This window comes from Variovorax sp. P5_A3 (assembly GCF_056400665.1).
This window is the reverse complement of record NZ_JBFUKW010000008.1, coordinates 415520-428704: the sequence shown is the minus strand read 5'-3', so window position 1 is coordinate 428704 and position 13185 is coordinate 415520. Positions and strand designations below refer to the sequence as shown.

At 65.3% G+C, this 13185-nt stretch carries 7 protein-coding genes; 4 read left to right on the top strand and 3 right to left on the bottom strand.

Annotation, left to right across the window (positions count from 1 at the left end):
• Positions 1-59: 59 nt before the first annotated feature.
• Both AC1D3B_RS15595 and AC1D3B_RS15590 read left to right on the top strand, forming a co-directional pair.
• Positions 60-4091 (top strand): Pls/PosA family non-ribosomal peptide synthetase, encoded by a 4032-nt coding sequence (locus AC1D3B_RS15595; protein ID WP_478191567.1) that lies wholly within the window; start codon positions 60-62, stop codon positions 4089-4091.
• 45 nt (positions 4092-4136) lie between these two features.
• Positions 4137-4685 (top strand): nucleotidyltransferase family protein, encoded by a 549-nt coding sequence (locus tag AC1D3B_RS15590; protein ID WP_478191566.1) that lies wholly within the window; start codon positions 4137-4139, stop codon positions 4683-4685.
• Between the two features lie 17 nt (positions 4686-4702).
• Here AC1D3B_RS15590 and AC1D3B_RS15585 read toward each other — a convergent pair whose 3' ends face one another.
• Genes AC1D3B_RS15585 through AC1D3B_RS15575 form a run of 3 tightly spaced genes read right to left on the bottom strand, consistent with a single transcriptional unit; the run spans position 4703 to position 10537 of the window.
• Entirely contained in the window at positions 4703-6160 is a 1458-nt protein-coding gene (locus AC1D3B_RS15585) for an efflux transporter outer membrane subunit (RefSeq protein WP_478191565.1), read from the bottom strand.
• A gap of 1 nt (position 6161) precedes the next feature.
• On the bottom strand, positions 6162-9326 hold the full coding sequence (locus AC1D3B_RS15580; RefSeq protein WP_478191564.1) for an efflux RND transporter permease subunit: 3165 nt from the start codon (positions 9324-9326) through the stop codon (positions 6162-6164).
• 8 nt (positions 9327-9334) lie between these two features.
• Positions 9335-10537, bottom strand: a complete 1203-nt coding sequence (locus AC1D3B_RS15575; protein ID WP_478191606.1) for an efflux RND transporter periplasmic adaptor subunit — start codon at positions 10535-10537, stop codon at positions 9335-9337.
• Between the two features lie 274 nt (positions 10538-10811).
• On the opposite strand from AC1D3B_RS15575, the gene AC1D3B_RS15570 reads away from it, so the two are divergent.
• Both AC1D3B_RS15570 and AC1D3B_RS15565 read left to right on the top strand, forming a co-directional pair.
• Positions 10812-11531, top strand: a complete 720-nt coding sequence (locus tag AC1D3B_RS15570; RefSeq protein ID WP_478191563.1) for a toll/interleukin-1 receptor domain-containing protein — start codon at positions 10812-10814, stop codon at positions 11529-11531.
• Positions 11532-11540: 9 nt separating this feature from the next.
• Positions 11541-13124: a hypothetical protein gene (locus AC1D3B_RS15565; protein WP_478191562.1), complete on the top strand. Its 1584-nt coding sequence runs from the start codon at positions 11541-11543 to the stop codon at positions 13122-13124.
• Positions 13125-13185: the final 61 nt, after the last annotated feature.

The window sequence follows — 13185 nt, the reverse complement described above, 5'->3', positions numbered from 1 at the left end:
GACAATGGCGACTGGATCGCCAGCTGCCACATGGCCGCTCTGCCACTCCAGCATTGCCGATGTTTCGCACGAACCCTGATTCCCTCTCCCGCACCACCCCCTCCGACTCCCCCGATATCGTTCACGGCCCAGACCGGGCCGACCTGCTCCGGCCCGAAATCCTCGCCGACCTGTTCGAGGCCACCGCCGAGCGGATACCCGCCCAGACTGCGCTGATCTTCGGCGAGCGGGCGCTGAGCTACGGAGAACTGGGTGCTGCAGCGGATCGCGCCGCGTCGAAGCTGATCGAAGCCGGCGTGCGTCCCGGCCACATCGTGGGCCTCTGGCTGCCCCGAGGCATCGACCTCCTGGTCATGCAACTGGCCATCGCCAAGACGGGCGCCGCCTGGCTCCCGCTGGATGCCGATACACCGGTCGAACGCATCGCCGTGTGCCTCGACGACGCCGATGCCGCCGGCCTCGTGAGCTGCGCAGCGCTGGCGCCCCGGCTGGCGGCGATCGGCCGTCCCCTCTGGACCGCGGAGGCGCTGCTGGCCGATGAGGCCCCCGACGCCACTCTGCACCGTCGTCAGGGTGCGCTGCCCGGCCACCCTGCCTACGTTATCTACACCTCGGGCTCCACGGGCAAGCCCAAGGGCATCGCCATCACACAGCGCAGCATCTGCCATTTCCTGCGCAGCGAAAACGCCGTGCTGGGCGTGCGCCAGGACGACCGCGTCTACCAGGGCTTCTCGATTGCCTTCGACATGTCCTTCGAGGAGATCTGGATCAGCTACCTGGTCGGCGCGACACTGTGGATCGCGCCGAAGGCCATCGCATCCGACCCCGAGGCCTTGCCCAAGGCCCTGATCGAGCAGCGCATCAGCGTGTTGCACGCGGTGCCGACCCTGCTGGCCCTTTTCGATCGCGATGTGCCGGGGCTGCGCCTGATCAACCTCGGCGGCGAAATGTGCCCGCCATCACTGGTGGCGCGCTGGGCGGCCGACGGCCGGCAGATCTTCAACAGCTATGGCCCGACCGAGGCGACCGTGTCGGCCAGCATGGCCGAACTGCGCGCGGGCGAGACCGTGACCATCGGCTGGCCCTTGCCCAACTACGCGCTGCTGGTCATCGCGCCCGACGTCGAGCAGGGCCTCAGGCTGCTGCCGCGCGGCGAAGTCGGCGAACTGTGCATCGCCGGCCCCGGCGTCGCGTCGGGCTACCTCGGACGCGCCGAGCTGACGGCAGAGAAGTTCCTGCGCAACCCCTGGTCGACCGGCACGCGCGACGATCGGCTCTACCGCACCGGCGATCTGGCGCGCATCGACGAGGACGGGCGCGTGCAATGCCTCGGGCGCACCGACGACCAGGTCAAGATCCGCGGCTTCCGGGTCGAACTCGGCGAGATCGAGGCCGTGCTGGCGCAGCAGCCGGGTGTCGGCACTGCGGCCGTGGTGCTGCGCCAGGTCGAGGGTGTCGACCAGTTGATTGCCTTTCTGGTGACCGAGAGTGCCATCGGCGTATCGGCGTCTTCGCTGCGCTCGGCGCTCGGTACGCGGCTGCCGCCCTACATGGTGCCGGGCCGCTTCGAAGTGCTGCCGCACATGCCGCGCCTGAGTTCCGGGAAGATCGATCGCAAGACGCTCAAGACGACGCCGCTGGCCGAGGCGACGGGTCCGTCCGAAGGGTCGGACGCACCCGAGACCCCGACCGAGATCGCGTTATTCGCGGCCCTGGCCGGACTCTTTCCCGGCCTCGCGATCCGGCGCTCTGCGGATTTCTTCGACGAGCTCGGCGGCCATTCGCTGCTGGCAGCGCGGCTCGCGTCCGTGCTGCGTGCCGACCCCCGCTTCGCCCGGATCACGGTGCGTGACATCTACCAGCGCCGCACCGTGGGCGGCATCGCCGCCGCGCTGGACGCCTGTGGCGCCACGCAGGCGACGCCCGTGCCCGACTGGACCCCGCCATCGGCCTGGCGCCGTTGGCGCTGCGGGCTCGCGCAGGCTGCGGCGATCCCGGCACTGGTGGCCGTCCGCATGATGCAGTGGCTTGCACCGTTCTTCACCTACCACTTCTACACCGGCGGGTCGGGGGATTCGATCCCCCACGCGGTCGCGATGTCCGTCGCCGTGTTCCTCGCGGCGACAGTGCTCGAGTTCGTGGTGGCGATCGCCGGCAAATGGCTGATCGCGGGCCGACTGGCGCCTGGCCGCTATCCGCTGTGGGGCTTCACCTATTTCCGCTGGTGGCTGGCCGACCGGCTGGTCGATGCCGCGCCGACCTACTTCATCAGCGGCTCCTCGCTGCACGCATGGTGGCTGCGCGCGCKGGGCGCGCGCATCGGCAGCAACGTGAGCATCGGTTCGATCAAGCTGCGCGCACCCGATCTGCTGACGGTCGGTGACGGTGCCAGCATCGGCAACGCGGTCAACTTCGAGAATGTGCGCGTGCAGCGCGGCGAACTGCTCATCGGTCCCATCGAGATCGGCGCAGAGGCCCATATCGGTTCCTATGCCGTGCTGGAAGGCAACACACGGGTCGGGAACTGGGGCCATCTCGACGGTCAATCCGCACTCAGCGACGGCCAGACGGTGCCGGCCGGGCGCATCTGGAGCGGCTCGCCGGCCCGCGACACGGGCGCGTTCGACCCCGCCTCGCTGCGCCCGCGCCCGCCGGTCAGCAAACGCCGACTCGCCGGCGAAGGCCTGTTCTTCTTCTGCGGCGCCATGCTGGTCGCGGCCCTGTTCTTCCTGCCGGTGTTCCCGACCTTCATGCTGATCGACGTACTGGACGACACCGAACGGTTCCCCTGGCTCGAAACCAGCTCCACCGTGCTGCAGTTGTTCAAGTACTTCGTGCTGGCGCTGCCTGCGGGCGCCGTGATGATCGTGCTCACGGCCCTGATCTCCGCGGGCATCCGCTGGAGCGTGCTGCCGCGGCTCAAGAGCGGAAGCTGGCCCGTGCACAGCAACGTCTATTGCGGCAAATGGCTGGTCAACCAGATCCAGGAATCGAGCCTGCAGGTGCTGCATGGCGTCTACGCCACGTTGTTCGCGCCCATGTGGTACCGGTTGCTCGGGGCCAAGGTCGGCCGCAACGCCGAGATATCGACCGCGCTCGGCGTGGTGCCCGACATGCTCACGCTCGGCGACGACACCTTCATCGCCGATGCGGTGCTCCTGGGCGACGAAGAGATCGATGGCGGCTGGATGTCCATGCGGCCCACCGTCATCTCGCGGCGCACCTTCGTCGGCAACGGCGCCTACCTTCCCGACGGCACCACCTTGCCCGAGAACGTGCTGATCGGCGTGCTCGGACGCGCACCCGATCCGGCGGCGCTGCGCAGCGGCGACACCTGGGTCGGCTCACCCGCCATTCGGCTGCCGGCGCGGGAAACGGTGACCGGCCATCCCGCATCGCTGACCTTCAATCCATCGCCGGTGCGCCGGCTGGGGCGCGCCGTGGTCGAGGCCTTCCGTATCGTCGCGCCACATGCGATGGTGATCGCCGCGGGCTACAGCATCGTGCTGGCGGTGATGCCCTCGGCGGCTGCCGAGCATTGGGGCGCGGTGGCCTGGTACCTCACCGTCGACGGCCTGATCTTCGGCCTCTCGACCTTCGTGTTCGTGGCGCTCTTCAAGTGGATCTTCCTGCGCCGCTACCGCCCGCTCGCCGTGCCGATGTGGACGCCCTTCGTCTGGCTCTCCGAGGCAGCGACGAACCTGTACGAGGGCATCGCGGTGCCCAACTTCATGCACTACCTGCGCGGCACGCCCTGGCTGCCGATCGCCTTCAACCTGCTGGGCGCGCACATCGGCCGCGGCGTGTACCTGGACACCACCGACCTCACCGAATTCGATTGCGTGCACATCGGCGATTACAGCGAAATCAACGCGCAATGCTGTCCCCAGACCCACCTGTTCGAGGACCGCGTCATGAAAATCCATCAGGTGAACATCGGCAAAAAGGTGAGCATCGGCGCGCGCAGCATCGTGCTCTACGGCGCGACGGTGAACGACGGCGCGCAACTCGGCCCGCTGACGCTGGTGATGAAGGGCGAGAGCATCCCGGCTGCTTCGCGCTGGAGCGGGAATCCCGCGGCGCCGGCTTGATCAGGGCTGGCTCCGGCCAACGCTCGTCCTCGAATAGCCTTCGCCATGCAAGAACGCTTCATCGCTGACATCCTCAAGAACCGGAACAACCGGGCAATCCTCGAGCGATGGCAAGCCCTGGCCCTTCCGGACGGATGGCTGGTCGCTGGTTGCCTCTTTCAAACGGTGTGGAACCTGCGGTCCGGCCGCGCGCCGGAGGCGGGCATCAAGGACTACGACCTGTTCTATTTCGATGCCACCGACACGAGCGACGAAGGTGAGCGTTGCGTGCAAGCGCGCGTTGACGAAGCGCTCGGCGATCTCGGCATCACGGTCGAGGCATCGAACCAGGCGCGTGTTCATCTCTGGTACGAGTCGTACTTCGGTCATCCGTACGAGGAATTGCGCAGCGCATGCGATGGAATCGATCGGTTCCTTGTTCCGGCGACGTGCGTCGGTGTTCGGCCGGACGAGCTCTATGCGCCGAATGGCCTCTCCATGCTGTACGACGGCGTACTGACGATGAATCCACTGATGCAGCATCGCGATCTGTTCAATGACAAGGCTGCGTCGTATCGCACGCGATGGCCATGGCTGCAGGTTTTGACGAGCTGACTGCTCAGGGGCCTTCGTCAGAACAGCGGCGGCGGCAGCGCACTGGGCGCCGGATCGGGCGGTGAACTGCCGGTGCGCTGGTCGGCCTGCGCGACCCAGCCGCCGCCCATCGCCTTGTAGATGTTCACGGCCGAAGCGAACAGCTGCGCCCGGATCGAGGCCAGGTTCAGTTCGGCCGGGAACAGCGCCTGCTCGGCCTGCAACACGGTGCTGTAGCCGGTGTAGCCGCCGTCGTACTGCAGCCGCGCCAGCTCGTTGTACTGCTGCAGCGCGGCCACCAGCTTGACCTGCGCATCCAACTGCTCCTGCAGCTTCTGCCTGGCGACCAGCGCGTTGTCCACGTCGGCAAAGGCATTGCGGATCGACAGCTGATAGCTCAGCAACGCCGCGTCCTGCGTGGCTTCGGCCTGCGCCACCTGGCCGCTGACCGCGCCGAAGCTGAAGATCGGCCCGACCACCGAGCCAGCGTAGCTCCACACCCGGGTCGGCCCGCTGAACAAATTGGACAAATCGGAACTGGCATTGCCGTACGCACCGGTGAGCGAGATCGCCGGGAAGTACAACGCCTTGGCTGCGCCGATCTGCGCATTGGCCGCGATCAGCTGCTGCTCGGACTGCAGCAGATCGGGCCGGCGCTCCAGCAGCGCCGAGGGCACACCCTGCGGCACTTGCGGTAGCTGCAGGTCGTACACCGACCTGCCGCGCGCGATCGGCCCCGGGTCGCGGCCGATCAGCACGGCCAGTGAGCTCTGGGCCTGCGCAATCTGCGATTCGATCAGCGGGATCTGCGCGGCGGCCGTCTCGTATTGGGACTGCGCCTGCGCGACGTTCATCATCGACACCTGCCCGTACTGGAACTGCAGCGTGAACAGGTCCACCGATTCCTTGTAGGTGCCCAGCGTCTTGTTCGCCACCTCCAGCTGCGCATCCAGCCCGCGCAACTGCAGGTAGCTGACGGCCACCTGCGCCACCAACGACAGGATGACGCCACGCCGGGCCTCGTTGGTCGCCAGCACGTTGGCGTACGCGGCTTCCGACTGACGGCGGATGCGGCCCCACAGGTCGACCTCCCAGCTCACCTGCAGCGCCGCCTGGTAGGCCGAGGCCGGGTTCGGGTAATTCGGGATCAGCGAGGCGAAGGCCGGCGCGGGCGAGCGCGCGCGCTGCGCCCCGGCGCCGTAGCCAACAGCCGGGAAGAGCTGCGAGCGCGCCTGCGTCAGGATGGCTGCCGCCTGCTCGACGTTGGTCGCGGCGATCTGCACGTTGCTGTTGTGCTTCAGCGCCTCGTCGATCAGCTGGTCCAGCACCGGGTCGTGGAACTGCTGCCACCACAGCGTGTCGGCGGTCTCGGCGGCATCTTTGGCTTCGTACTGGAAGGCCTTCGGCGTCACCACCGCCGGGCGCTGGTAGTTCGGGCCCATCGTGCAGCCGGCCAGCGCCAGCACGGCGCACGTGAAAAGCGTGCGCCGCAGCATCTCAGGCTCCCTCGCCGGCGGCAGTCGCATCCGCCTTGGGCGGGGCCTTGGCCTTGCGGCGTTCGCCCAGGCGATCGAAGAGATAGAAGAACAGCGGCACGTACAGCATGGCCAGCGTGGTCTCGCCGAGCATCCCGCCGATGATGCCGGTGCCGATCGAGTGGCGCGCATTGGCGCCGGCACCGACCGCAATGGCCAGGGGCAGGCAGCCCACCGCGAAGGCCAGCGAGGTCATGATGATCGGCCGCAGCCGCTGCTCGCCCGCCAGGCGCGTGGCCTCCATGATGCTGTGGCCCTGCTTGCGGAAGTCCACGGCCGCGCTCACGCGCAGCACCGCGTTCTTCGCGCCCAGCCCGATCAGCACCAGCAGGCCGATCTGGAAGTACACGTCGTTCTCCAGCCCGCGGATGTAGTTGGTGAGCAGCGCGCCCAGCACGCCGAACGGGATGGCCGTCATCACCGCACCGGGCAGCGTCCAGCTCTCGTACTGCGCCGCCAGCACCAGGAAGACGATGATCAGCCCGAAGACGAAGGCCAGCGACGAAGTGCCGCCGGACTGCTTCTCCTCGAAAGCCAGTCCCGACCAGGCGAAGCTGTAGTTGCCCGGCAGCTCACGCGCCAGTTCCTCCATCGCCGCGATCGCCTGCCCCGAGCTGTAGCCCGCGGCCGGATTGCCGATGATCTTTGCCGCCGGGAAGCCATTGAAATGCGGCAGCAGGTCCGGCCCGGCCGTCCAGCTGGTGTTGACCAGGGCCGACAGCGGCACCATCTTTCCCTGGTTGGAGCGCGTGTAGAGGCGCGTCAAATCATCCGGTGTCTGGCGAAACGGAGCGTCGGACTGCACGATCACCCACCACACGCGGCTGTACTGGTTGAACTGGCTGGCGTTCAACGAGCCGAACTGCGCCTGGATCGCGCTGTACACGTCCTGCACCGGCACGTTCAGCAGCATCGCCTTCTCGCGGTCGACGTCGGCGCGCAACTGCTGGCTGTTGGCGCTGAAAGTCGTGTTCACGCCGCTCAGCTCGGGCCGCTGCCGCGCCTTGGCGATAAAGGCCTGCACGTTGTTGCCCAGTTCCATCGACGACCCGGCGGCGGTGTCCTGAATCCAGAACTCGAAACCGCCGGTGGTGCCGATGCCGGGGATCGCCGGGGGCGCGATCGGCAGCACCACCGCCTCCTGGATGTGTTTTGCTTCCTCGTAGAAGCGGCTCAGGATGGCGCGCGCGTTCTGTTCCTTGGCCGTGGCGACGTCGGCGTAGCGCTGCCTGAAGTCGGTGAAGGTGATGAAGAAAGTGGCGGCGTTGGTCTTGAAGCCGCTGTCCACCAGGCTGTAGCCGGTGATCATCGAGCGCGTGGCCACGCCGGGAATCTTCGCCAGGATCGCGTCGGCGCGTTCGGCCACCGCCTGCGTGCGTTTCAGACTCGCGGCTTGCGGCATGATGATCGCGACCATCGCGTAGCCCTGGTCCTCCTGCGGCACGAAGCTCGTCGGCAGCACGTGGAACAGGTGCCAGATCGCGTACAGGAACAGCGCCAGCAGCACGAAGGCCACCAGCATGCGGGCAATGACGAACTCCACCGCATGGCCGAAGCCGCGCGTCAGTCCGTCGACCTGCCGGTTGAACCACGCGAAGAAACCGCGCGTCGGTGGCGGGCTGTGCTTCAGCAGCAGCGCGCACATCGCCGGCGTCAGCGTCAGCGCGACGAAGCCGGAGATGATCACCGACACCACGATCGTGATCGCGAACTGCTTGTACAGCTGCCCGGTGGTGCCCGGCAGGAAGGCCGCCGGCACGAACACCGCCGCCATCACCAGCACAACTGCCACCAGCGAGCTGCCGATCTCGCCCATCGAGCGGATCGTCGCCTCCTTCGGCGACAGGTGGTGCTGCGCCATGTTGCGCTCGACGTTCTCGCACACGACGATGGCGTCATCGACGACCATGCCGATCGCCAGGATCAGCCCGAACAGCGTGAGCAGGTTGATCGAGAAGCCCAACGCCAGCATGCCGGTGAAGGTCGCGACCAGCGACACGATGATCGCCACCGCGCAGATCAGCGTGGTGCGAAAACTCTGCAGGAACAGATATACCACCAGCACCACCAGCACCAGCGCCTCGGCCAGCGTGTGGATCACCTCCTCGATCGACAGGCGCACGAAGTCGTTGGTGTCCAGCGCGATAGTGGCGTCGAGCCCCGCCGGGAAGCGCGACTTCATCTCGTCGAGCGCCTTGCGCACCGCATTCGACACCAGCAGCCCATTGGCGCCGGGCTGCTGGTAGATGGCGATGAGGGTCGCCGGCTCGCGGTTCAGCCGGCTGTCGACGATGTACTGACGCAGGCCCACCTCGGCGCGCGCCACGTCGCCCAGGCGCACGATGGCGCTGCCGTCGGAATTGGCGCGCAGGATGATGCGCTCGTACTGCCGCGGATCGACGAACTGGCTCTGCGTCACCACCGGAAAAGTCAGCTGCACGTCGCCGCTGCTCGGCTCCTGCCCGATCTGGCCGGCGCCGAAGAGCGCGTTCTGCTGATTCACCGCGTTGGCGATGTCGGTGGTGGTGACGCTCAGCGAGGCCATGCGGTCCGGATTCATCCAGATGCGCATCGCCTGGTCGGGCACGCCCATGATCTGCGCCTGGCCGGCACCATTGACGCGCTTCAGCGCATCGAGCACGTAGACGTTGGCGTAGTTGGCGACGTAATCCGCGCTGTAGCGCCCGCCCTTGCCCGTGACGGCCACCAGCATCATGATCGACGAGCTCTTCTTCTGCACCGACACGCCCTGCTGCTGCACCGCTTCGGGCAATTGCGGCAACGCCATGTTGACGCGGTTCTGCACCTGCACCTGGGCGATGTCGGGGTCGGTGTTGAGCGCGAAGTACACGGTCAGCGTCAGTTGGCCGCTGGCCGAACTGGTGCTGCTCATGTAGAGCATGTTGTCGACGCCGTTGATCTGCGCCTCGATCGGCGAGGCCACGCTGTCGGCCAGCGACTTGCTGTCGGCGCCGGGGTAGGTGGCCTGCACGGTCACCTGCACCGGCGTGATCGCCGGGTACTGCTCCACCGGAAGCTGCGTCATCGCCACCAGCCCGGCGAGGCACAGGATGATGGCAACGACCGCCGCGAAGATCGGTCGTTCGATGAAGAAGCGGGAGAACATGCGCTCCTTCAGCGTGTGGCGCTTGCCGGAGCGCTGGCGCCGCCAGCGCCGGTGGGGGTGCCGTCGGTCTGCACGACGATCACATGGGCATTGGGTGACAGGCGCTGGCCACCGTCGACCACCAGCCGGTCGCCCGCACTCAGTCCTTCGTTGACGAACCAGCTCTCGCCGAGCCAGTCGCCCAGCACCAGCGGCCGCAGTTCGGCCATGCCTTCCTTGTTCAACACCCACGCGAAATGGCCCTGCGCACCCTGCTGCACCGCGCGCTGCGGAATCAGGATGGCATTCGGCCGCACCGCGCCCTTCAGCCGCGCGCGCACATACTGGTTGGGGCGCAGCACACCCTTGGGGTTGTCCACCGTGGCGCGGATCAGGAATGTGCCCGTCTGCGCGCTGTACGAGGGGTCGGCGAAAGTGATCTTGCCGCTGAAAGGAAAGACGCTGTTGTCCGCCTGAACGATCTCCACCGTCATCGCCATGTCCTTCGGCAGGATCAGCCGGCCCTCGCGGATGTCGTCCTGGACGCGCAGGTACTCGTTCTCCGACAGGCTGAAGTTGACCCACATCGGGGTCAGCACCGACACCGTCGTCAACTGCGCGTTCTGCGGGTTCAGGTAGGTGCCGTCGGCCACCGCGGCGTAGCTGCTGACGCCGTTGACCGGCGAGCTGATCACGGTGTAGCTCAGGTCCAGCTGCGCCGAAGTGACCTGCGCCTTCGACTGCTCCACCGCCGCGGCGGCCTGTTCGTACTGGCCCTGCGCGTCGTCCAGGTCCTTCTGCGACAGCGCGTTCTTCTGCGCCAGCGGCTTGGTGCGGTTCAGGTTGGCCGTCGCCACCGTCAGTGCGGCCTGGTTGCGCTGCAGCGCGGCCTTGGCCGCGTCGAGCTGCGCCTGGAAGGGCTTCGGGTCCATGCGGAACAGCACCTGCCCGACCTTGACCACCGAGCCTTCGGTGTAGACCCGCTTGTCGAGCCAACCCGAGACGCGCGCCTGGATGTTGACTGCCTGCGAGCTTTGCGTCTGCGCGACGTATTCGCGCGAGATGTTGATGTCGCCCGGTTTGACGGTGACGATGCTGACTTCCAGCGGCGCTGGGGCTAGCTTCGGTGGCTCCTTGCCGCAGGCGGTGAGCAGTGACAGTGCTCCGAGGACAACGACGACCCGACAGGACAGCGTGCGGCGCATGGGGGATGCGGCGACGTCGATGCCCATGGCGATCACGGTTGTAACGCCGGCTCTGCCAGCTCTAGGTCGTGAACCATGGGCGCCCTTTCGGTAGCTTTGCCGGCAGCACAACCTGCGCGGCCGGCGGGTAGTGTGACAAACTAAAACTTTGGGTTCAAGCTGTCTTTGCTCGACTGGGTCGGCGATGGCCGGTGACACACTCGACCCCTAGTTCCGACCGACGCCCGGCATCCGATTGGATTGAAGCTGCGTGTCTAGGAACGTCAGAGGCGATCCACTCGCCTTTGAAAGGGTGGCGCATATGACCTTTCGGTGCTTTCTCAGTCATCCGTGGGCGAGCAACGTGCACCACTTGGCTGTGCGACTCTCAGCTGAGCTAAGAAGATCCGACATTGAGGTTTGGCTGGATCAGGAGCAGATGCTTCCTGGCCAGAACATCACAGTGCGTCAGCAACAAGGCATAGTCTATGAGAGCGACGTATTTGTCTTGCTATTGGCGCCAGCAACACTCGCTTCGCGAAACTGTATGGATGAGCTTCGCTGCGCGGTAAAGCACCACCGTCCAATGGTGGCGGCAATCGTAGAGAGATGTGAGGTTCCCAAGCCCCTTGCCGGTGCGCTGCACGTTGACTTCACAAACGCAGCGTTCTTCGACGCATCCGTCGGTCAACTCGCAACAGGGTTGAGGTCGCTGAATCGCTGGCAGTTGATCGTCGGTGTCCTCGACCATGACGACTCAGAAAAGCGAAGCGAGGCCGCCCGCATCCTGACTGATTTGCAAGACCCTGGCGCCTATTTCGCCGTGAAGCGACGGATCGCAATCGAGCACGACGACACGGTCAGCCAGTGGCTTGCCCGCTACCTCGGCAGTGTCGAATTCCCGCTTGGCCCCGCAGGTGAGGTGAAAGCGATCTTGACGGAGCTCATCAGGACTGGTGAGTTCCTCACCCGCCACGCCGCACAGGCAGCTCTCGAGCGCATAGAGGCGAGGGAGAGGGAAGCCCAGTTCGACGAATTCTGATCTCTGCGAATGATCAACCTGGAGGCCATCATGACAACACGACGACTGCTTTTAATAGTTTTGTACGGTCTGTCGCTACTTCTGCCTTTGCTTCAGGCGCCCTCTGCGTATGCCACAACGAGCGGCCTTCAAGCATCTGCCGACGCGATCGTGGAGGCCCAGGGAAGAGTTACCTCCGTCACTTTGGGCGCGGGCGGAACCGTCTATTTGTTTGAAGAGAATCACAGTTCCAAGGTCGGACAGGTAGAAATTGCAAGAATGCTTTTGCGCCTGCACAAGAATCAAGGCCTGCGCACGGTCGGTCTTGAGGGCTATGTCGAGAGTCGTCCGCTAAAGGCGCCTTGGGCGGAGAAAATGGACGCTGCCACGCGATTGCGGGTTGGAGCGCGTCTTCTCGGCGACGGTGAAATCAGCAGTGCCGAATTTCTGTGCGTTGCCTTTGATGACGTGTCCGTGGTTGGGATAGACGATCCGACGCAGTACGCCGTCTCTCCGGACCGCGCCGCCGGAGCTGCTCCGACAATGTACCTAGTGCTCATTGCAGAGCATGGTATGACAGAAAAGAACAAGCAACGGCTTGAGGAGCTCCTTTCGGCGAAGAGTCCCGACGCCCTGTCGTTCACCGTCAACTCAGATCCATGGACGAAGGGTGAGTACGCAACGCGGCGCAGGACCGATATTCGATCGACGGCACAAGAGTTGGAAGGCCTCGCCAGGCTTGAGGCTGAAGCCAAACGACGCGGCGTGGACATTCCGCCGGAGTTAGCTAGTGGCATGCAGCTATTGAAGCGCTTTTACAGCGCATCCGAGACTCGTAGCGAAGTCATGATTCGGAAACTATCGGAACTGTCCAAACAGAGTTCGCCAATCGCGGGCGTCATCGGCGCTGCACACACGACTCGAATTGTCGAAGGTCTACGAGCGAATGGTATCTCTGTTGCCGTGATTCGGGCCAACGCTCTTGACAATAGGAAGACACAGGAACTCTCTCAGGAAGAGTACCTGGGCTACGAGCGCAAACTTGAGAGGCGAAGTGTCGAGTCAGAGGGCCTAGGCGCGCTCGTGCAGAAGAAGCGCAAGCCCGCACCAGTGTTGGAACTGCCGTGGGTGAAGCGCAAAGTAAATGTCTACCAAGCGACAGTTGCGGTCACAACGAGCGTCTTGGTTAGCAACGACAAGCCACCCTATCGAATTGGCGCGTTGCCCCCGGGGATCTCGGTAGACCCGGATAAGATTTCGCGCATCGGAGACGAGGTTCTCTTCTCAATAGGAATTGAGGACGAGAAAGGTGGAAAATCCACGATCTGGGTTCGCGCCGGCTACGCCAGATCGACAGTGGACCGAGATAGGAGTCGAGCAGACATCGACGGGCGCATCCAGAGCCTGCTCGCCGAAGGCGGCGATGGTGGAGGCATCGAACCGCCGAAGAAGCCCCGTGCTGCCGGCGCTGGCGCCGAGGAACCTCCAGGAGGAGGTAAGCCGAAATCGCCTAGGGAAGGCGCAAAGAAGGTCGCTCCAGGTGTCTACGCAAGGTTTGCCGAAAGTGCAGAAGCACTGCAGAAGGAGTCGGTACTTGAGACCTCTTCCTCGTAGGAGGAAGCAGTGACCTTGCGGAGTCGCGTTGGCCACATGCGTTTCCAGTCTCAATCGAGAC